Genomic DNA, 19,338 nt, shown 5'->3' with positions numbered 1-19,338 from the left:
TGCATAGTGTGTTTAGTGGTTTTGGTAGTTTTGCAATATGTACTTCCTTGTTTTCTTGGTTTGATGAGCTCTCTGGTGAATGCGGGGGGGATCTTCAAATGCCTTCAAGAAGTTCTTGTCGGCATGAAAGTCAGAAGGTGCGTAAAGGGACCGGTAGTTGAAGTTCAGGGTGATGAAAAAGAGGAACAGCAAATAGAACGGGAAACTGATCAGAAACCAGACATAAATTTCTCGCTCGTCATTGTCAAGGAATGGCAGGGTCACAGCCGCAGACGTTTCGGAGATGAAGGCGAACACGGCAATAACGCTGATAGGGTTGGTGATGTTCTTTCTGATCTTTAACATGTTCTTCGCTCATAAATATGGTTTTTCTCGTTAGTTGGTTGTCAGGGATGCGGTGAGAGAATGAGTGATGTGATTTTTATTCTCGGTATCTGGTATTTATATTAAAAAGAAACAGATGAACATCGGTATGTTGTTTCGGATTTTTTTGTCGTTTTGAACATTTCCATTGCGGATGTCACGGTTCAGTGATTTTGAGGGTGGGTCAATTGCTTTCAGACGTTTGTTTTTATTGGTCCGCCGTTTCAGTACTTAAAGGCGTTTTCTGTAGGATAAATCTTTATTGCCGGTAGGAATTGTCTCTCGCTATCGGTGTAAGGGAACTTAGCCATGTCAAGGGTGAAATGACTACGTTATTGTGCCGGCTCTAAAAATTCGAACAGCGAAACTGGACTTGCCCATGAATAAAGTGCTGATCGTGGATGATCATCCCGTCATTCGTCTTGCTGTGCGTATGCTGATGGAGCGGCATGGCTACGAAGTCATTGCAGAAACGGATAACGGAGTGGATGCGTTACAACTGGCTCGCGACCAGATGCCCGATATTGTCATTCTGGATATCGGCATCCCGAAACTTGATGGACTGGAAGTCATCGCACGCCTGACGACAAGCGCCATGCCCATGAAGGTGCTGGTATTGACGTCTCAGGCTCCGGGCCATTTTTCCATGCGCTGCATGCAGTCAGGGGCAGCGGGATATGTCTGTAAACAACAGGATTTGACCGAGCTGCTCAGCGCCATAAAGGCTGTATTGTCCGGATACAGCTATTTCCCTAATCAGGCTTTGCACACTGTTCGAACCAGTCTGGGCAACGCCAGTGAAGCCGATATGGTTGATCGCTTGTCCGGGCGCGAGATGATGGTGTTGCAACAGTTGGCACGGGGCAGGACCAACAAGGAAATTGCCGATGGCATGTTTCTCAGCAACAAGACTGTGAGTACCTACAAGACTCGCTTGCTTTTGAAACTCAATGCACGCTCGCTGGTGGATCTGATCGAGCTGGCACAGCGTAATGGTCTGGTTTGATCGTTTCAGCCGACAACGGATCATGGGCGGATCGGTATCGGCTCGCAGCAGAAAGTAAAAAGCCTCCTTTGCGGGAGGCTTTTACATGTCATAGATCAAAATCGTAATCGGCCAATTGCTTTTGCAGTCGGCGCTCCTCGAGCAGGTTATCGATGGTGCGGCGCTTGCTCAGGTTGGTCTTGGCGACTTCGACCACTGGCTCGGCATCGTCAGTATCAGCAGCGGCGAAATCGTCATCTACGTCCAGTTGTTCTTTGCTGTCAGTCATAAGGTTAACTCCAGGCTAAGGCTGCCTTTGGCGCTCCTTATATCGATATTCCTGCTACGGGTAAAAAAGATTTTTTCAATCGACAAATCAATTAATGCAATAGCCAATCAATCGTCGGAGGTTTTGTGTTTGTACTCGCACAAATCCTCGATCCGGCAGCTGCCACAGCGCGGCTTGCGTGCCAGGCAAACATAGCGCCCGTGCAGAATCAGCCAGTGGTGAGAGTCCAGCAGGTAGTCTTTTGGCACAAACTTCATCAGCTTCTTTTCGACCTCGACAACATTTTTGCCAGGGGCAATACCGGTACGGTTGCTGACCCGGAAAATGTGTGTGTCCACCGCCATTGTCAGTTGACGAAAAGCAGTGTTAAGCACGACGTTGGCGGTTTTGCGGCCAACGCCGGGCAGGGCTTCGAGTGCTTCGCGTGTCTGCGGGACCTGGCTGTCATGCAGTTCCACCAGCAGGCGGCAGGTCTCGATCACGTTTTTTGCCTTGCTGTTATAGAGGCCGATCGTCTTGATGTACTCGGACAAGCCTTCCACGCCCAGGGCATGAATGGCCGCAGGGGTATTGGCTACCGGAAACAGCTTGGCCGTGGCCTTGTTTACCCCGACGTCAGTGGACTGTGCGGACAGGATCACTGCAATCAAAAGTTCGAAGGGCGAGGAATAGGCCAGTTCGGTCTTGGGCTCGGGATTGTCCTCGTGAAACCTGCGGAAGATCTCCAGACGTTTGGCGGCATTCATGAGTGATGCTTTTCCTCGGGTGGAGCGGGGCGGGTCCAGGCCTGGCGGGCCGCGAGCAATAACCCCAGCAGAATAAAGGCGCCGGGTGCCAACGTCGCGAAATGCAGGCCGTCGGCAAACAGGATCAAACCTTGCCAGCGCTCAGAAAGGTGATGGCCGATGCTGCCCTGACCGATCAGTTCGCGCAACACGGCCAGCATTGTCATCAGCACGGCAAACAGCCCGCACAGTCTCAGTTTTCCATTGATCGGCAGGCGAAAAAATCCATTGTGTTCCAGTACAACGCATTGCAGGCCGATCAACCCCGAGTAAAGGCTGATCAATTGATGCCATTGCACAGAGCCGCGTTGCAGGAGAATCTCGGTGCAGCCGGCCAGGGTCGCGGCCAGCACCAGGCTGACGGGCAACAGGCTCTCGCCGCTCAAGCGCGAACGCAGTGCTGTCATACACAAGCCGTACGCGCCCACCACGACAGTGAACAGCAACAGAGTCGCCAGCGTGCCGGCCACGGAGTCGGTGGTGCCGACCAACAGCACCAGCATCATTGAGTTCGACAGTGTCGCTGACGTGTTCATGGCGCGCTCCCCAGCAGAGTCGTCCGGTGCTCGTCGAAATAACGCAGGGCATCGTGGATGGTGTTGATGGCTGCGCGGGACGTGATGGTTGCACCAGCGATCTGGTCGAATTGCCCCTGATCCTTTTTCAAGGCCCATCCGGCGGCCGTTGGCTGGTTGCTCGATTTGCCGGTAAACGCCTGAAGCCAGGCATTTGGCCACTCGCCGATATGCCCGCCAAGTGCCGGTGTTTCAGTTTGTTCAAGGGTTTTCACACCGAGCAATCGGCCATTGGCATCGATGGCGATCAGCAACTCGATGCGCCCCGCATAACCCTCGGTCTGGCTGCGCAGCAGTACCGCCACGGTTTGACCGGCCTTGGTCGCTCGATAGCCGCCCAACAGCAGGCTGTGGCTCAAGCCGATGTCGGTCAGCGCCAGAGGTTGTTCCAGAGGTTGGTTGTCATACGCATCGACTGAAAGCACGTCCAGCAATTTGCGACTTTCGAGCTGGCGCTGTTCGGCCGCGATGTGCGGTGCGTTGCTGCGTTGCACAACACAGGTCACACCGACGCCTGTCGTTGCCAGCAACGCCAGGGTGATCAGGCTGTTCGCACGGTTCATGGTTTCACCTGTGACTGACGAGCGACTGCAATGCGCTCCAGCGCCGGCACGCACAGATTCATCAGTAATACAGCGAACGCCACGCCGTCCGGATAGCCGCCCCAGTTGCGAATCAGATAGGTCAGCAGACCGACGCCCGCGCCGAACAACAAGCGGGCGAATGGGCTTTTGGCACCGGAAACCGGCTCGGTGACGATAAAGAACGCGCCAAGCATGGTGGCGCCGCTCAGCAGATGAAACAGCGGTGAACCATGGGAGTCAGACCCTGAGCCATTCCAGCACAGCAGGCTGATGACGAACAGGCTGGCGAGCATGCCGACCGGCGCCTGCCAGCCGATCACCCGCCGCTGCAGCAGGAACAGCCCGCCGGCGAGAAACGCCAGATTCACCCACTCCACACCATGACCGCCAAAACGGCCGAACGCCGGATTGTTGGCAAACAACTCATCGATGGTCAGGCTTTTGTTGATGCGCAGACTGTCCAGTGCGGTGGCCTGAACCCAGGCGTCCGGCTGCGCGCCCAGGTTGAACACCTGGTCAAAAGCCGCCGTCAGATCCATGCCATGGGCCGGCCAATGAGTCATCGGTTGCGGGAACATCACCATTGCCAGGGCAAAACCGAGCATGGCCGGGTTGAAAGGGTTTCGGCCTACGCCGCCGTACAAATGTTTGCCCAGCAGCAGGCCCGAGCCGATCGCTGTGACCGTCAGCCACCACGGGCAGTAAGGCGGCAGGGCGATTGCCAGCAGCGTGGCGCTGACCACCGCGCTGCCATCGGTCAGGGTCGCTTGCAGCGGCTGCCGGCGCAGAGAGGTCACGGCGGCTTCGACGCTCAAGGCTGTGGCGACGGACAGGATCAGGTTGATCAACACGCCCCAGCCGTAAAACCAGAACAACGCCAGCAACCCCGGCAATGTCGCCAGCAGAACCAGCTTCATCGCCTGTTGCAGACGCTCATCCCTGGTTTCAATGAATGACATGGGCTTCAACCTGCCGCTCCGCCTCTTGCAGGCGGGTGCGGGCCTTGTCGAGGACCTCGGCTGGCGTGCCGTCACGTCGTTGCAGTTTGTTCAGGTCGGCGCGCGCATAGGCCAGTTCGGTTTTCAGCTGACGAAGCTGGTTGTCGATCGGACGTTTCTCCACACGCACCAGATCGGGAGCCGGTTGCTCGCTGGCCGCTTCTGCGTCGTGCAACGCTTGTTCGGCGTCACGCAGGGCTTGTTCGAGCGCAGCAATCTGCTCCTGCGGAGCCTCTGCGGTCTGCGCCTTTTTCAGCTCGGCACGGCGCATCGCCAGCTGGATTTTCGCTCGTTTCAGATCGGCGTCTTTCGCCGAGGCTGTCACGACCGGCGCAGGTGCGGCGCTGCTCTCCAGTTTCGCCAGGGCTTGTTCGGCGACTTCGAACTGCTGTTGCAACACGATCAATTGCGACTGCTGTTCGAAGGTCGGCGGATGGCCGAAGGCTTTCAGCGATTTGTGCAACTGGGCGCGGCTCATGGCTACGTCGATCTTGGCCTTTTTCAGCGCGGCGTCGGCGGTCGCGGCTTTCTGCGCTCGCACCCGTTCCAGCGCTGCCTGCACCGGATCGAGCGTGGTCGCTGCAACCTCAACCTGCGCTGCACGCTGCGCCCGGGCCTCGCGTTCGGCCTGCTTCTGCTGTTCTTCTTTTTGCAGCCGGGCATTACGCCGTTCGAAACGTTGCCGGGCGTGATCGCGCTTGGCGGTGCGCGCCCTTTGTTCTTCGAGGCTGTTGGCCAGGCCACCCACCACTGGCAGCGTTCCGATCGGCAGCGGGTGCATCTCGATGCAATCCACCGGGCACGGCGCTACGCACAGGTCGCAACCGGTGCACTCGTCGATGATCACCGTGTGCATCAGTTTCGCCGCGCCGACGATGGCATCGATCGGGCAGGCCTGAATGCACTTGGTGCAGCCAATGCATTCGGCTTCACGGATGAACGCCACTTGCGGCGGCGCGCTGCCACGGCTGATGTCCAGTTCCAGCACCGGAATTTTCAGCAGTTCGGCCAGTGCCGCGATGGTTTCGTCGCCACCCGGCGGGCATTTGTTGATCGGCTCGCCGGCGGCGATGCCTTCCGCGTAGGGTTTGCATCCGGGATGGCCGCACTTGCCGCATTGGGTCTGCGGCAACAAGGCATCGATGCGTTGAATCAGACTCATGTTTTGATCAGTCCACTGAATCCGAGAAAAGCCACCGCCATCAGTCCGGCGCCGATCAACTGGATCGGCAGGCCACGAAAGGGCAGGGGAATATCGTTGTCGGCCGTGCGTTCGCGCAAATCGCTGAACAGGCTCAGCACCAGCCAGAAACCCAGGCCGGTGCCGAGACTCAGCGCCGTTGCATGAAACAGGCCCTTATCCGCTTGCGCATTGATCAGCGTCAGCCCCAATACACCGGCATTGCCCAGCAGCAGCGGCCACAAACCGTCGAATGGCATATCGGGTCGCCAACGCGCCAGCCACTTCAGCAGCGGCGCGATCAGCAGCACGCTCAGCGGCAGGAATACGAACAGGCGCAGGAACTCCACTTGCAACGGCACCAGCAGCCAATGCCAGATCGCGTAACCCGCCACACCGACAATCAGCATCAGGCACAACGTTGCCAGCCCCAGCGCATGCACCTGACGGCGTTCGCCAGCCAACAGCGGATCGACGCCCAGCGGCCAGTGCAACACGAAGTTGTTGATCAGCGCAGCACTGAAGAGCGTAAGCACGAGTTCGGTCATGGTTCTGCCGGTGAGAGCGGGCGGGTGTCACTTAAGATTAGGCATTATCCGGCCGCCATGACGGGTGGGCCAGATATGAAAAATCCCACAGGCGCACGGGGTACGCCTGTGGGATCGGTCAGTGCAGAACCTTACTTGATGCGCTGACCCGGCTTGGCGCCGCTGTCCGGGCTCAGCAGGTAAATTTCTTCACCGCCAGGGCCGGCCGCCATCACCATGCCTTCGGAGATGCCGAACTTCATTTTCCGTGGCTTGAGGTTGGCAATCATCATGGTCAGACGACCGTCGAGCTTGGACGGATCCGGGTACGCGCTCTTGATCCCGGAGAATACGTTGCGTTGCTCGTCACCGATGTCCAGGGTCAGGCGCAGCAGCTTGTCCGCGCCTTCAACGTGTTCGGCCTTGACGATCAGCGCCACGCGCAGGTCGACAGCGGCGAAGGTGTCGAAGTCGATTTCCGGCGACAGCGGATCCTTGGCCAGTTCGCCGTTGCCGGCAGGCGCGGCGGCGCCAGTGTCGGTCTGGCTGGCGGTCAGGTCTTCTTTCGAGGCGTCGGTCATGGCTTGCACTTTTACCGGATCGATGCGGGTCATCAACGGTTTGAATTCGTTCAACTGGTGGTTGGCCAGCAGGGTGGTGTGGTCGTTCCAGGTCAGCGGGGCGACGTTGAGGAATGCCTCGGCATCGGCGGCCAGCACTGGCAGCACCGGCTTGAGGAAGATCACCAACTGGCGGAACAGGTTGATCGCCGTGGCGCAGATCGCCTGGACTTCATCCTGCTTGCCTTCCTGCTTGTTCAGCGACCATGGCGCCTTGTCGGCGATCCAGGCGTTGGCGCGGTCCGCCAGGGCCATGGTTTCGCGCATGGCACGGGCGAAATCGCGGGCTTCATAAGCGTCGGCGATGCTTGGCGCAGCAGCCAGGAACGCTTCAGTCAGTTCCGGCGCGGCGTTGTTGTCCACCAGCAGGCCGGCGTTGCCCTTCTGGATGAAACCGGCGCAACGGCTGGCGATGTTGACCACTTTGCCGACCAGGTCGGAGTTGACCTTCTGCACGAAGTCTTCGAGGTTCAGGTCGAGGTCGTCCACGCCACGGCCCAGTTTGGCCGCGTAGTAGTAACGCAGGTATTCCGGCGACAGGTGATCCAGGTAGGTCCGGGCCTTGATGAAGGTGCCGCGGGACTTGGACATCTTCTGACCGTTGACGGTCAGGTAGCCGTGCACGTTGATCCCGGTCGGCTTGCGGAAACCCGCGCCTTCGAGCATCGCCGGCCAGAACAGGGCGTGGAAGTTGACGATGTCCTTGCCGATGAAGTGGTACAGCTCGGCGGTGGAGTCCTTGCCCCAGAACGCGTCGAAGTCCAGCTCCGGCGTGCGGTTGCACAGATTCTTGAAGCTGGCCATGTAGCCGATCGGCGCGTCCAGCCACACGTAGAAGTACTTGCCCGGCTCGCCCGGGATCTCGAAACCGAAGTACGGCGCATCGCGGGAGATGTCCCACTGTTGCAGGCCGGCGTCCAGCCATTCGGCGATCTTGTTGGCCACGGCGTCCTGCAGGGTGCCGCTGCGGGTCCAGGTCTGCAGCATCTGCTGGAAGTCAGGCAGCTTGAAGAAGAAGTGCTGGGAGTCCTTGAGCACCGGGGTGGCGCCGGAGATCGCCGACTTCGGATCCTTCAGGTCGGTCGGCGCGTAGGTCGCACCGCATTTTTCGCAGTTGTCGCCGTACTGATCTTCGGTGCCGCATTTCGGGCAGGTGCCCTTGATGAAGCGGTCGGCCAGGAACATTTTCTTTTCCGGGTCGAAATACTGGGTGATCGAACGTTGGGCGATGTGCCCGGCGTCACGCAGCTTCAGGTAGATCTGGCTCGACAGCTCACGGTTTTCTTCGGCGTGAGTGGAGTGGAAGTTGTCGAAGTCCACCAGGAACTCGGCAAAGTCGGCGCTGTGTTCGGCCTGGACGTTGGCGATCAGTTGTTCCGGGGTGATGCCTTCCTTTTCCGCGCGCAGCATGATCGCCGAACCGTGGGCGTCGTCGGCGCAGACATAAATGCACTGATTGCCGCGATGCTTCTGGAAGCGCACCCACATATCGGTCTGGATGTACTCCAGCATATGGCCAAGGTGGATCGAACCGTTGGCATAGGGCAGGGCGCTGGTGACGAGAATCTTGCGTGGTTCGGACATGTGGGGCTTCGCTACTTGATGAAACGGAGGTCGGCCACTATAAAGCGCCGGGAAAGATATTTCACCCCTGCAAATGGTTGCCGGACATGCCGTCCGGACGACAGAAGGGGTAGGATACCCGCCATCTTTTCCCAGTCTTGTTATCGGAGTTGCCCATGAGCGCCGTCACTCGCGCAGCGGTGGAAGCCGTCCTCAGCCAATACACCGACCCTTACCTGAACATGGACCCGGTCAGCGCCGGTTGCGTGCGCAACATCGAAATCGCCGGCGACCGCGTCAATGTGCAGCTGGAAATCGGCTATGCCGCCGGTCTGTTCAAGAGCGGCTGGGCGCAAATGCTGCAGCTGGCCATCGAAAACCTAGATGGCGTAGTGTCGGCAAAGGTCGAGGTCAACAGCGTGATCGCCGCGCACAAGGCTCAGGCGCAGGTTCCGGGCCTGGCCAACGTCAAGAACGTGGTCGCCGTGGCGTCCGGCAAGGGCGGTGTGGGCAAATCCACCACCGCCGCCAACCTGGCGCTGGCACTGGCCCGTGAAGGCGCGAAGGTCGGGATCCTCGACGCCGATATCTACGGTCCGAGCCAGGGCATCATGTTCGGCATTCCCGAGCGCACTCGTCCGCAGATCAAGGACCAGAAGTGGTTCGTGCCACTGCAGGCCCATGGCGTGGAAGTGATGTCGATGGCCTTCCTGACCGACGACAACACGCCGATGGTCTGGCGTGGGCCGATGGTCTCCGGCGCGTTGCTGCAACTGGTCACACAAACCGCCTGGGGCGACCTGGATTATCTGGTCATCGACATGCCGCCAGGCACTGGCGACATCCAGTTGACCCTGGCGCAGAAAGTCCCGGTGGCCGGCGCCGTGATCGTCACCACCCCGCAGGATCTGGCGCTGCTCGATGCGCGCAAAGGCGTGGAGATGTTCCGCAAGGTCAACATTCCGGTGCTGGGCGTGGTGGAGAACATGGCCGTGCACATCTGCTCGAACTGCGGACACGCCGAGCATCTGTTCGGTGAGGGCGGTGGCGAGAAGCTGGCGACCCAGTTCGGCGTCGAACTGCTGGCGTCGCTGCCGCTGTCGATGCTGATCCGCGAACAGGCCGATGGCGGCAAACCGACAGTGATTGCCGAGCCGGACAGCCAGATCGCCATGGTTTATCAGGAACTGGCCCGCCACGTTGGTGCGCGGATCGTGTTGCAGGAAGCGGCGTCGCCGGCGATGCCGAACATCACCATCAGCGACGATTGAAGCCTGTGTTTTAAACAAAAACGCCCCGGTGCCAGTGCACCGGGGCGTTTTTCATTGTGCGACAGACGTCAGATGCGCAACCCGCCATCCATCTCCAGGATCCGGCCGGTGTAGTAATCGTTCTCGAAGATGTAGGCCGCCGAATGGGCGATCTCTTCCGGCTTGCCCATGCGCTTGAGCGGAATGCCCGAGGTCATTTTCTCCAGCGCTTCCGGCTTCATGCCCAGGGTCATCTCGGTTTCGATGAAGCCCGGTGCGATGCCCGCCACGCGAATGCCGTAACGCGCCAGTTCCTTGGCCCAGGTCACGGTCGCTGCCGCCACACCGGCCTTGGCGGCGGAATAGTTGGTCTGGCCGACGTTGCCCGCGCGGGAGATCGACGAGATGTTGATGATCGCGCCGCTGTTCTTCAGCTCGACCATTTTTGCCGCCACTTCACGGGTGCAGAGGAACACGCCGGTCAGGTTGACGTCGATCACCGCCTGCCACTGGGCCAGGCTCATTTTGGTCATTTCGCCGTCCTTGACCTTGAGCAGCAGGCCGTCGCGCAGGATCCCGGCGTTGTTGATCAGGCCGTGAATCGCGCCGAAGTCTTCGGCGACCTGGGCGACCATGTGCGTCACCTGCTCTTCATTGGCGACGTTGCACAGGTAGCTGCGAGCCTCGACGCCCTTGGCCTTGCAGGCCGCGACCGCGTCATCGAGTTTTTCCTGGTTCAGGTCGACCAGTGCCAGCTTCGCGCCCTTGCCGGCTAAATACTCGGCCATCGAGCGGCCCAAGCCTTGGCAACCGCCAGTGATAATGATTACTTTGTCGTTGAGTTGCATTCGCATGTCCCCGAGAGCAGGTCAGAGTGGTGTCCTTTAGAGAGCCTCTCGATCTGCGCCCGACATGGCCCGGCTGCACATGAGAACTGCCCCGATGGCGACCGGGACGTAATCCAGGTTGCCCGTCCGTTTTTTCGACGGATTCTATTTAAGGAGTCATAAATTGAGCGTTGAAGCGGCTAAGAATGCCCGAGAATTGCTTCTCAAGGAATACCGTGGCGTGCTGTCGACCCACTCCAAATCAATGCCCGGTTTTCCGTTTGGCTCCGTGGTTCCTTACTGCCTGGACGAGCAGGGCCGGCCGCTGATCCTGATCAGCCGCATCGCCCAGCACACCCACAACCTGCAGAAAGATCCGAAATGTTCGCTGCTGGTGGGGGAGCGCGAGGCTGACGATGTGCAAGCCGTTGGTCGCCTGACTTATCTGGCCGAAGCGGAAAAGCTTGAAGACGCTGCCGCCATCGAAGCCGCCGCCGAGCGTTACTACCGCTATTTCCCCGATTCGCAGAATTACCACAAGGCCCACGATTTCGATTTCTGGGTGCTCAAGCCCGTGCGTCATCGCTACATCGGCGGTTTCGGCGCGATCCACTGGGTCGATCACCTGACCCTGGCCAACCCGTTCGCCGGCAAGGCCGAAATCAGCATGGTCGAGCACATGAACAGCGACCACGCCAAGGCCATTGCGCATTACGTCGACCTCGCCGGGCTACCGAAAACCGTACCGGCACAAATGGCCGGGATCGACACCGAAGGCATGCACCTGCGCATCGGTCAGGCGCTGTACTGGCTGCCGTTTCAAGCGCCTTGTCATACGCCGATACAAGTGCGCGAAGCCTTGGTTTCTCTGGCTCACGCCGAGGTCTGGCCAAAAAATGCGGTGGCCGACGCTTGAATTCACGAAAGGGCGACGTCATCTAAGGCTTACTGCAAGGCATTTCTTGCGTTGAGGAAACTTTGATGCGCCCTTTTTTGTTGCTCTTTCTGCTGTTCCCGGTGTTGGAGCTGTTCGTATTCGTCAAAGTGGCAGGTTCGATCGGATTTTTCCCGGCCCTGCTGCTGATCATTCTCGGCTCGATGTTCGGCGTATTCGTGCTGCGTATCGCCGGACTGGCCACCGCCCTGCGTGCCCGTGAAAGCCTGAACCGCGGCGAACTGCCTGCGCAGACCATGCTCGAAGGCCTGATGCTGGCCCTGGCCGGCGGCCTGCTGATCCTGCCGGGTTTCATCAGCGACGTGGCCGGTCTGATCCTGCTGTTGCCGTTCAGCCGTCGCCTGTTCGCCAACAAGATGCGCCAACGCGCCGAAGAACAGGCCATGCGTCAGCGTGCGTTCGCCGACGACCTGCAACCTCGCGGCGGTCCTGCACCGCGCCAGCCCCTGGGCCGCGAAGGCGATGTGATCGAAGGCGAGTTCGAACACCGCGACACCAAGTAACTTCTGCACTCACACGGCACCTTCGGGTGCCGTGTTCGTTTACGGCCGCGTACATGACGAGCCGCGATGAAAAAATTTTAGGCCTGCCCTTGTAATAAGCTTATGCGCCCTTATGTATCGGTCACCGAAAGGTTTCCGGTATTTGAACCGGACAGACTTCCGCGGTTCGCTCGACGAGCCGCAACCGGCGCAGGCCGGATTCGTTAAACCCGCCGGGACTACACCGGCCGATGAAAACCACAATTAGGAGAGATCGACAATGAAGCTTCGTCCTCTGCATGACCGCGTCGTCATCCGTCGCAGCGAAGAAGAAAAAGAAAACCGCTGGCGGTATCGTCCTGCCAGGTTCGGCTGCTGAAAAAGCCAACCACGGTGAGATTCTGGCTGTAGGCCCGGGCAAGGCACTGGAAAGCGGTGAAGTGCGCGCACTGTCCGTGAAAGTGGGCGACAAGGTTGTGTTCGGTCCGTACTCCGGCAGCAACACCGTGAAAGTCGACGGCGAAGACCTGCTGGTAATGAGCGAGAACGAAATCCTCGCCGTTATCGAAGGCTGATTACCCCCGTTCATTTTCCCGCTACTACAAAGTATTTAAGGAATATCGATCATGGCTGCTAAAGAAGTTAAATTCGGCGATTCCGCCCGCAAGAAAATGCTGGTTGGCGTAAACGTCCTGGCTGACGCGGTAAAAGCGACCCTGGGTCCGAAAGGCCGTAACGTGATCCTCGAGAAGAGCTTCGGCGCTCCGACCATCACCAAGGATGGCGTTTCCGTTGCCAAGGAAATCGAGCTGGAAGACCGTTTCGAAAACATGGGCGCGCAGCTGGTCAAAGACGTTGCCTCCCGTGCCAACGATGACGCTGGTGACGGTACTACCACCGCTACCGTTCTGGCTCAGTCGATCGTCAACGAAGGCCTGAAAGCCGTCGCTGCCGGCATGAACCCGATGGACCTGAAGCGCGGTATCGACAAAGCGACCATCGCTGTCGTTGCCGAGCTGAAAAAGCTGTCCGCGCCATGCACCGACACCAAAGCGATCGCTCAGGTTGGCACCATCTCCGCCAACTCCGACAACTCCATCGGCGACATCATTGCCGAAGCCATGGAAAAAGTCGGTAAAGAAGGCGTGATCACCGTTGAAGAAGGCTCGGGCCTGGAAAACGAACTGTCGGTCGTAGAAGGCATGCAGTTCGACCGTGGCTACCTGTCCCCGTACTTCGTCAACAAGCCGGAAACCATGGTTGCCGAGCTGGAAGGCGCGCTGATCCTGCTGGTCGACAAGAAGATCTCGAACATCCGCGAAATGCTGCCAGTGCTGGAAGCCGTTGCCAAAGCCGGCCGTCCACTGCTGATCGTTGCCGAAGACGTTGAAGGCGAAGCCCTGGCGACTCTGGTTGTGAACAACATGCGTGGCATCGTCAAAGTCGCAGCCGTCAAGGCTCCAGGTTTCGGCGACCGTCGCAAGGCCATGCTGCAGGACATCGCCGTTCTGACCGGCGGTACCGTTATCTCCGAAGAGATCGGCCTGAGCCTGGAAAGCACCACTCTGGAACACCTGGGCAGCGCCAAGCGCGTGACCCTGTCCAAGGAAAACACCATCATCGTTGACGGTGCTGGCGTTGAAGGCGACATCCAGGCGCGTATCGCTCAGATCCGTGCCCAGGTTGCCGAGACTTCCTCGGACTACGACCGTGAAAAACTGCAAGAGCGTCTGGCCAAGCTGTCCGGCGGCGTTGCGGTGATCAAGGTTGGCGCCGGTTCCGAAGTTGAAATGAAAGAGAAGAAAGCCCGCGTTGAAGACGCCCTGCACGCAACCCGCGCAGCCGTTGAAGAAGGCGTGGTACCTGGCGGTGGCGTTGCGCTGATCCGCGCTCTGAACGCGATCATCAACCTGAAAGGCGACAACGCCGACCAGGACGTAGGTATCGCTGTTCTGCGTCGTGCCGTTGAAGCACCGCTGCGTCAGATCGCTGCCAACAGCGGCGACGAGCCAAGCGTTGTGGTCAACGAAGTCAAGAACGGCAAAGGTAACTTCGGTTACAACGCTGCGACTGGCGAATACGGCGACATGATCGAAATGGGCATCCTGGACCCAACCAAGGTAACCCGTTCCGCTCTGCAAGCTGCATCGTCGATCGGCGGTCTGATCCTGACCACCGAAGCCGCTGTTGCTGACGCACCGAAGAAAGAAGGTGCAGTAGGCGGTGGTATGCCGGACATGGGCGGCATGGGTGGCATGGGCGGCATGATGTAAGCCAGCCTTACCCCGAAACGAAAAACCCCGCCTGCGATGAGCAGGCGGGGTTTTTTAATGCCCGCAGTTTGAGTAATCAGGCGTTAACCGGTTGTGCCTTCATGACCGCTTCGGCTTTCACGGTCGGGCGATACAGCACCCAGTAATACGACCCCAGGCAGATCAGCCAGCAGAAAATCGCCGTCCACACGTTGTGCGAAAAGAAGTGTGCGCCCTGCATCATCCGGCTGATCGAGAACACCGAGCCCAGCGCAAAGGCAAAGATGAACGCCTGCCGCGCCAGTCGTGGGCGACGATCCCGCAGCACGAAGAACAGCGCAAACAAGGTGAACCCCGTAGCCGCATGACCACCGGGCCAGCAGCGGCCGGGCTTGTCGGTCGGCGGGCGATGATCCAGCAGTTTGCTGTAGGTTTCATGGCCGCCGAACTGCTCAAGACTCCACGGGCACTGCACGGCGGTGACGGCTTTCATCGGTGTCACGAAAGAGGTCGCCAGGCCCAGGGACAGCACCAGACAGCCCAGTTCACGCTTGTACGGTTTGATCCGGTCGATGAAAAACGCGCCGATGAAACCGATGACGGAAAACACCGAAAACGCGATCACCACCTGCTTGGCGCGATCGTGAAGGATGTTTTCCAGGAAGTAACTGTGGCGCCCGATGAAGTCGCCGGCGGCGGGGTCGTAGAACATCCGCGCCAGGTTCATGTCCAGGTCGGTGAGTTCCAGCAGGATCAGAAGGGCAGCCGCGACAGCGGGAATCCCCAGGCACAGCCAGAAGTTCAGCGGGCGAGGGGCAGGGCGTACAACGCTTGATGACATGACGGGTCCAGAACGGGAAAACGCCCCGGAGCATCAGTCCGGGGCGCTTCGATTAACGATCGCTGACTTGCGCGGCACCCTCCTTGGGTGCTTTCCAGCCAAGCAGCTGTTGCTTGAAGCCATAACTGGCGGTTTGGTAATACGTGATGGCGCGGCTCACCAGCGGGTCGTCGCTGTTGACCCGGGACTCGCGGCTTTCGCTCAGTGCATCGTCATGCCGGCGCAGGCCCTGGCGTGGGCTGAGGATCGCCAGATCCTTGCCGTCGAACAGCCCCAGATGCTGATAGTTGCCCACCACGACCCGAGGTGGCAGCGGGTTGTCCGCCAGCAGGTTGCGACCGAAGAAGGTCGATTGGTAGTCCAGGTTCAGCAGCCCCAGCAGCGTCGGCGCGAGGTCGATCTGGCTGGCCAGTTGCGCGTTTTCCCGTGCTTCGATCAGCTTCGGTGCATAGATGAACAGCGGGATCTGGTAGTTGGTGATCGGCAGGTCTTCCTTGCCCGCACTGCCGGCGGTGTGGTCGGCGACGAAGATGAAGATTGTGTTGTCGAACCAAGGTTTCTGCCGCGCCTGCTCCAGGAACTGGCCGATGGCGTAGTCGGTGTACTTCACCGCACCATCGCGACCGTTGCCGGATTTGATGTCGATGCGGTTTTCCGGGTAAGTGTACGGACGATGGTTGGAGGTGGTCATCAACTGCAACAGGAAAGGCTGCTGCTTGGCGTAGTCGGCGTCCGCCAGTTTCAGCGTCTGCTTGTACAGATCCTCGTCGGCCATGCCCCAGGCATTCTTGAAGTGGATTTCCGACTCATCGACGCTGCTCTGGTCGACAACGCGATAGCCGTTGCCGCTGAAGAACGCGTTCATGTTGTCGAAGTAGCCACGGCCACCGTAGACGAACACGCTGTCATAGCCGACCGCGCTCAGTTGCTGGCCGAGGCTGGCGAAACCGCTCTCGCGACCGATGCGCTTGACGATCGAACGGCCCGGCGTCGGCGGAATGGCCAAAGTGATGGCTTCCAGACCCCGGTCGGTGCGAGTGCCGGTGGCGTAGAAATTGTTGAAGTACAGGCTCTGCTTGCGCAGCGCGTCGAGGTTCGGCGTCAGGTTGCGGCCATCACCATTGCTGCCCAGGTATTTGGCGCTGAGACTTTCGATGGTCACCAGCACGATGTTCGGCTTGCGGGTGACGCCCGGGTTGTCGATATCGCGACGGATGTCCTGCGGATCCTTGCCGACGAAGCGGGCATTGGGCTCGTTCAGTTCGGCACGCATCTGTCCGGCGACTTGGTCCGCAGGCAGGCTCTTGTAGAACTGGCTGTAGTCCAGCTCGTTGTTACGGAACGCGGCGAAGAACTGATACGGGCCGTTGCTCGCCAGTTCGTTCTGATAGGCGTTGCCGCCCTGGGCGCGCGGCGCATCCTGGCTGATCAGTTGCAGGCTCAGACCCGCGACCACCAGCAGAGCCAGTGCATTCAGAAGGCGCCCGCGCAATGGCGGCAGCGGGGCATCCAGCGCCGCGTTGAACGGTTTGCGCAGTGCGAAACTCAACGCGATGGCCAGCACCGCCAGGATGCTCAGCAACTTGCCGATCGGGTAGGACTCCAGCACGTTGTTCAGTACTTCGTCGGAATACACCAGATAATCGACGGCGATGAAGTTGAAGCGAACCCCGAACTCATCCCAGAACAGCCACTCGGCCACCGCCGTGAACAGCATGGCGTACAGGCTGACCGTCAGCAGTCCCTGCAGGAACCAGCGGTGACCGCGCCGCCGCCACAGGCCCGGCGGGCATAGCAGCAGGTACAGGCCCATCGGCAGGGCCGCGTAGGCGAGAAAGCCCAGGTCGTAGACCAGACCGACGCCGAACACGGACAGCGCACCGCCACCGGCCTCATCCAGATGAGTCAGCAGCAGTACGGTGCGGGTGAGGAGAAACACGACCAGCCAGGCGCCGGTGACTAACAACAGATAGCGCATAGGCGCTGTCTTGAAGAAACCCATTGTTTTCTTTTCCTTTTATCAATGGCGCGAGAGTTTCGCGGCGCCACTGTAGTCAGGTTGTGAATCGATAGTGAAAACTTTGTTAAAGATTTATTTCGTCCGGGCAATTTCATCTGCCGGGTCACCAGCGCTGGCCCTGAGCCGAAACAGGCCTTAAGCTGCGCGGGCCATGACGGCCGTTACTGTGTACGGAAGAGGTGCCCATGCGAATTCTATTGGTCGAAGACAACCGCGATATCCTGGCCAACCTGGCCGATTACCTGGGCCTGAAGGGCTACACCGTCGATTGCGCCCAGGACGGTCTGTCGGGCCTGCATCTGGCAGCCACCGAGCACTATGACCTGATCGTGCTCGACATCATGTTGCCGGGCATCGACGGCTACACCCTGTGCAAACGTCTGCGTGAAGACGCCCGCCGCGACACGCCGGTGATCATGCTCACCGCCCGCGATCAGCTCGATGATCGTTTGCAGGGCTTCAAGTCCGGGGCTGACGATTACCTGGTCAAGCCTTTCGCGCTGTCGGAACTGGCTGCACGAATCGAAGCCGTGATGCGCCGCACCCAGGGCGGTGGCCGCCGCTCCTTGCAGGTTGGCGACTTGAGCTACGACCTCGACACACTGGAAGTGACCCGCGAAGGCAAGCTGCTCAAGCTCAACCCGGTCGGCCTGAAACTGCTCGCGGTGCTGATGCAGAAGAGCCCGCACGTCCTGCGTCGGGAAATTCTCGAAGAAGCCCTATGGGGCGACGATTGCCCGGACAGCGACAGTCTGCGCAGCCACGTCCACCAATTGCGTCAGGTGATCGACAAACCGTTCGCCAAACCACTGCTGCACACCGTGCACGGCGTGGGTTATCGCTTGGCCGAGGGCCGCGATGGAGTTTAAGCAGAGCCTTGCCCAGCGGATCATCATCGCCTTTGCGCTGATGAGCGCACTGGTGGCGGGGGCCTTCGCCATGGGCATTGTCGCGACCGTGCACCTGGTGGAAGAAAAACTGATTTCTGCCGGACTGGGCGGCGACCTGCAGCGTCTGTTGCTGATGGACAACGTTTCGGACTGGAGCCATCGGCCAGAGCCGGACCAGTTGTTTTATTTCAGCGGCGGCCCGGGGGACTTCGAGTTGCCCAAGGATCTGCGGCACCTGGATTCGGGGTTCCACGAAGTCTTCCGCGAACAGCTGTCCTATCACGCGATGGTCGAAATCGTCGACGGTCGGCGTTACGTGTTGCTGCAGGATCAAAGCGATTTCGAAGAGCGCGAGCGCGTGCTGTTTGCCGTGGTGCTGGTGGGCTTCGTGCTCAGCCTGGCGCTGGCGGTTTTCCTCGGCTGGGTGCTGGCGCGCAAGGTGATGGCACCGGTGGTCCGGCTGGCGCGTCAGGTGCGTCATCGCGATCAGTTGCTGGGGCTGGCACCGCCGCTGGCGCCGGACTACGCCGCTGACGAAGTGGGTGAACTGGCGGTGGCCTTCGATGCGACGCTCGGGCGTTTGCGTCAGGCGTTGACCCGAGAGCGGCTGTTCACCAGTGACGTCAGCCACGAATTGCGCACACCGCTGATGGTTCTGGCCACTTCGTGTGAACTGCTGCTGGAAAACCCGGGCATCGATCAGCGCGGTCGTGCCCAGGTCGAACGGATTGCCCGTGCCAGCGAAGAAATGCGCGAACTGGTGCAGACCTTCCTGATGCTGGCCCGTGCCCAGCGCGAAGATGCGGGTGCGGCGCCCCGGCACAGTCTCGGCCAGGTGGCGGACAATCTGCTGGGCGTGTGGCGCGAGCCGATCGAATCCAAGGGGCTGAAGCTGATTTTCGAGCCGGGCAATCCGCCGGACACCCTTTACAACGCCACACTGCTCAATGCGGTGATGGGTAACCTGCTGCGTAATGCCCTGCACTACACCGAGCAGGGTTTCATTCGACTGACGCTCAACGATAACGGCTTCGTGGTCGAGGACTCGGGTGTAGGCATTCCCGAGGAAAAGCGCGAGGAAATGTTCAAACCGTTCGTGCGCGGCAGCGAAAAACGCGGAGAAGGCCTTGGACTGGGGTTGTCACTGGTGCAGCGCATCTGTGAAAACCAGGGCTGGAGCGTCACTTTGAGTACGATGGAGCCCAATGGCTGTCGTTTCGAGGTAGATCTGGGCAAACAGGAATCCCTCCCAAATGGCACAAAAAAGCTGCCAACCTGAACGAAACCTGTATAACCTTGAAATAGTTCGTGGGTTTACGCGACGTTTTTTTCACAAAGGGATGACCTGACGC

General features: G+C 59.5%; 19 protein-coding genes and 1 pseudogene. 8 read left to right on the top strand and 12 right to left on the bottom strand.

All coding sequences use genetic code 11. The features are described 5' to 3' along the window. Positions 1-12: 12 nt before the first annotated feature. Positions 13-345, bottom strand: a complete 333-nt coding sequence (locus R1A29_RS22735) for a hypothetical protein (protein ID WP_438299653.1) — start codon at positions 343-345, stop codon at positions 13-15. 397 nt (positions 346-742) lie between these two features. Here R1A29_RS22735 and R1A29_RS22730 point away from each other — a divergent pair, with 397 nt between their 5' ends. Next, entirely contained in the window at positions 743-1,369 is a 627-nt protein-coding gene (locus R1A29_RS22730) for a response regulator (RefSeq protein ID WP_438299652.1), read from the top strand. An 88-nt stretch (positions 1,370-1,457) separates the two neighbouring features. Here R1A29_RS22730 and R1A29_RS22725 read toward each other — a convergent pair whose 3' ends face one another. The 8 genes from R1A29_RS22725 to metG all read right to left on the bottom strand — a co-directional run bounded on the left by R1A29_RS22725 (position 1,458) and on the right by metG (position 8,490). Further along, on the bottom strand, positions 1,458-1,637 hold the full coding sequence (locus tag R1A29_RS22725) for a PA3496 family putative envelope integrity protein (protein ID WP_065258622.1): 180 nt from the start codon (positions 1,635-1,637) through the stop codon (positions 1,458-1,460). 107 nt (positions 1,638-1,744) lie between these two features. Beyond that, positions 1,745-2,383, bottom strand: coding sequence for an endonuclease III (gene nth, locus R1A29_RS22720; RefSeq protein WP_438299651.1), 639 nt, complete (start codon positions 2,381-2,383; stop codon positions 1,745-1,747). Beyond that, entirely contained in the window at positions 2,380-2,958 is a 579-nt protein-coding gene (locus R1A29_RS22715) for an Rnf-Nqr domain containing protein (RefSeq protein ID WP_438299650.1), read from the bottom strand. The genes nth and R1A29_RS22715 overlap by 4 nt, the downstream gene beginning before the upstream one ends. Continuing rightward, on the bottom strand, positions 2,955-3,560 hold the full coding sequence (locus R1A29_RS22710; RefSeq protein ID WP_438299649.1) for an RnfABCDGE type electron transport complex subunit G: 606 nt from the start codon (positions 3,558-3,560) through the stop codon (positions 2,955-2,957). Before R1A29_RS22710 ends, R1A29_RS22715 begins: the two co-directional genes overlap by 4 nt. Then, entirely contained in the window at positions 3,557-4,540 is a 984-nt protein-coding gene (locus R1A29_RS22705; RefSeq protein WP_438299648.1) for an RnfABCDGE type electron transport complex subunit D, read from the bottom strand. Before R1A29_RS22705 ends, R1A29_RS22710 begins: the two co-directional genes overlap by 4 nt. Beyond that, entirely contained in the window at positions 4,527-5,741 is a 1,215-nt protein-coding gene (rsxB, locus tag R1A29_RS22700) for an electron transport complex subunit RsxB (protein ID WP_438299647.1), read from the bottom strand. The genes R1A29_RS22705 and rsxB overlap by 14 nt, the downstream gene beginning before the upstream one ends. Continuing rightward, positions 5,738-6,307, bottom strand: a complete 570-nt coding sequence (locus R1A29_RS22695; RefSeq protein ID WP_438299646.1) for an electron transport complex protein RnfA — start codon at positions 6,305-6,307, stop codon at positions 5,738-5,740. The genes rsxB and R1A29_RS22695 overlap by 4 nt, the downstream gene beginning before the upstream one ends. Positions 6,308-6,438: 131 nt before the next feature. After that, a complete protein-coding gene (gene metG, locus R1A29_RS22690) occupies positions 6,439-8,490 on the bottom strand; it encodes a methionine--tRNA ligase (RefSeq protein ID WP_438299645.1) in 2,052 nt (683 codons plus the stop codon). A 155-nt stretch (positions 8,491-8,645) separates the two neighbouring features. Here metG and apbC point away from each other — a divergent pair, with 155 nt between their 5' ends. Beyond that, on the top strand, positions 8,646-9,740 hold the full coding sequence (gene apbC, locus R1A29_RS22685) for an iron-sulfur cluster carrier protein ApbC (RefSeq protein ID WP_438299644.1): 1,095 nt from the start codon (positions 8,646-8,648) through the stop codon (positions 9,738-9,740). A 68-nt stretch (positions 9,741-9,808) separates the two neighbouring features. On the opposite strand, the gene R1A29_RS22680 is transcribed toward apbC, so the two are convergent. Then, on the bottom strand, positions 9,809-10,567 hold the full coding sequence (locus R1A29_RS22680; RefSeq protein ID WP_134827947.1) for an SDR family oxidoreductase: 759 nt from the start codon (positions 10,565-10,567) through the stop codon (positions 9,809-9,811). Between the two features lie 163 nt (positions 10,568-10,730). Here R1A29_RS22680 and R1A29_RS22675 point away from each other — a divergent pair, with 163 nt between their 5' ends. From R1A29_RS22675 to groL, 4 genes and pseudogenes are all read left to right on the top strand, one after another. Further along, positions 10,731-11,462 (top strand): HugZ family protein, encoded by a 732-nt coding sequence (locus R1A29_RS22675; RefSeq protein WP_085709541.1) that lies wholly within the window; start codon positions 10,731-10,733, stop codon positions 11,460-11,462. A 65-nt stretch (positions 11,463-11,527) separates the two neighbouring features. After that, a complete protein-coding gene (locus R1A29_RS22670) occupies positions 11,528-12,004 on the top strand; it encodes an FxsA family protein (protein ID WP_085709542.1) in 477 nt (158 codons plus the stop codon). A 259-nt stretch (positions 12,005-12,263) separates the two neighbouring features. Continuing rightward, a pseudogene (locus R1A29_RS22665) lies at positions 12,264-12,558 on the top strand (co-chaperone GroES). 51 nt (positions 12,559-12,609) lie between these two features. Next, positions 12,610-14,256 carry a chaperonin GroEL gene (gene groL / locus R1A29_RS22660; protein WP_085709543.1) on the top strand — a complete coding sequence of 549 codons (1,647 nt, stop codon included), beginning with the start codon at positions 12,610-12,612 and terminating at the stop codon, positions 14,254-14,256. Between the two features lie 76 nt (positions 14,257-14,332). Here the strand turns inward: groL and R1A29_RS22655 are convergent, their stop codons facing one another. Together R1A29_RS22655 and R1A29_RS22650 are read right to left on the bottom strand one after the other, a co-directional pair. Next, complete coding sequence (locus R1A29_RS22655) at positions 14,333-15,076, bottom strand: phosphatase PAP2 family protein (protein ID WP_265813380.1); 744 nt, start codon at positions 15,074-15,076, stop codon at positions 14,333-14,335. A 52-nt stretch (positions 15,077-15,128) separates the two neighbouring features. Continuing rightward, a complete protein-coding gene (locus R1A29_RS22650) occupies positions 15,129-17,078 on the bottom strand; it encodes an LTA synthase family protein (RefSeq protein ID WP_438299643.1) in 1,950 nt (649 codons plus the stop codon). 203 nt (positions 17,079-17,281) lie between these two features. Here R1A29_RS22650 and colR point away from each other — a divergent pair, with 203 nt between their 5' ends. Together colR and R1A29_RS22640 are read left to right on the top strand one after the other, a co-directional pair. Further along, the gene (gene colR, locus R1A29_RS22645; protein ID WP_085709546.1) at positions 17,282-17,965 is read left to right on the top strand and encodes a two-component system response regulator ColR; all 684 of its coding nucleotides are present in this window, start codon (positions 17,282-17,284) and stop codon (positions 17,963-17,965) included. Next, positions 17,955-19,265 carry a sensor histidine kinase gene (locus R1A29_RS22640; RefSeq protein WP_432217597.1) on the top strand — a complete coding sequence of 437 codons (1,311 nt, stop codon included), beginning with the start codon at positions 17,955-17,957 and terminating at the stop codon, positions 19,263-19,265. Before colR ends, R1A29_RS22640 begins: the two co-directional genes overlap by 11 nt. Positions 19,266-19,338: the final 73 nt, after the last annotated feature.

Origin of the sequence: Pseudomonas sp. NMS19W (genome assembly GCF_051554255.1) — a bacterium.
GTDB classification, from domain to species: domain Bacteria; phylum Pseudomonadota; class Gammaproteobacteria; order Pseudomonadales; family Pseudomonadaceae; genus Aquipseudomonas; species Aquipseudomonas kribbensis.
The sequence above is the reverse complement of the archived record's forward strand: the minus strand, read 5'-3'. Positions and strand labels throughout refer to the sequence as shown.

Bases quoted from the DNA above. Each gene is read 5' to 3' on its own strand.
- R1A29_RS22640 (WP_432217597.1), top strand. From the start codon at position 17,955: ATGGAGTTTAAGCAGAGCCTTGCCCAGCGGATCATCATCGCCTTTGCG.
- R1A29_RS22650 (WP_438299643.1), bottom strand. From the start codon at position 17,078: ATGGGTTTCTTCAAGACAGCGCCTATGCGCTATCTGTTGTTAGTCACC.
- metG (WP_438299645.1), bottom strand. From the start codon at position 8,490: ATGTCCGAACCACGCAAGATTCTCGTCACCAGCGCCCTGCCCTATGCC.
- nth (WP_438299651.1), bottom strand. From the start codon at position 2,383: ATGAATGCCGCCAAACGTCTGGAGATCTTCCGCAGGTTTCACGAGGAC.
- groL (WP_085709543.1), top strand. From the start codon at position 12,610: ATGGCTGCTAAAGAAGTTAAATTCGGCGATTCCGCCCGCAAGAAAATG.
- apbC (WP_438299644.1), top strand. From the start codon at position 8,646: ATGAGCGCCGTCACTCGCGCAGCGGTGGAAGCCGTCCTCAGCCAATAC.
- R1A29_RS22730 (WP_438299652.1), top strand. From the start codon at position 743: ATGAATAAAGTGCTGATCGTGGATGATCATCCCGTCATTCGTCTTGCT.
- R1A29_RS22710 (WP_438299649.1), bottom strand. From the start codon at position 3,560: ATGAACCGTGCGAACAGCCTGATCACCCTGGCGTTGCTGGCAACGACA.
- R1A29_RS22655 (WP_265813380.1), bottom strand. From the start codon at position 15,076: ATGTCATCAAGCGTTGTACGCCCTGCCCCTCGCCCGCTGAACTTCTGG.
- rsxB (WP_438299647.1), bottom strand. From the start codon at position 5,741: ATGAGTCTGATTCAACGCATCGATGCCTTGTTGCCGCAGACCCAATGC.
- R1A29_RS22725 (WP_065258622.1), bottom strand. From the start codon at position 1,637: ATGACTGACAGCAAAGAACAACTGGACGTAGATGACGATTTCGCCGCT.
- R1A29_RS22695 (WP_438299646.1), bottom strand. From the start codon at position 6,307: ATGACCGAACTCGTGCTTACGCTCTTCAGTGCTGCGCTGATCAACAAC.
- colR (WP_085709546.1), top strand. From the start codon at position 17,282: ATGCGAATTCTATTGGTCGAAGACAACCGCGATATCCTGGCCAACCTG.
- R1A29_RS22715 (WP_438299650.1), bottom strand. From the start codon at position 2,958: ATGAACACGTCAGCGACACTGTCGAACTCAATGATGCTGGTGCTGTTG.
- R1A29_RS22670 (WP_085709542.1), top strand. From the start codon at position 11,528: ATGCGCCCTTTTTTGTTGCTCTTTCTGCTGTTCCCGGTGTTGGAGCTG.
- R1A29_RS22680 (WP_134827947.1), bottom strand. From the start codon at position 10,567: ATGCAACTCAACGACAAAGTAATCATTATCACTGGCGGTTGCCAAGGC.
- R1A29_RS22705 (WP_438299648.1), bottom strand. From the start codon at position 4,540: ATGTCATTCATTGAAACCAGGGATGAGCGTCTGCAACAGGCGATGAAG.
- R1A29_RS22735 (WP_438299653.1), bottom strand. From the start codon at position 345: ATGTTAAAGATCAGAAAGAACATCACCAACCCTATCAGCGTTATTGCC.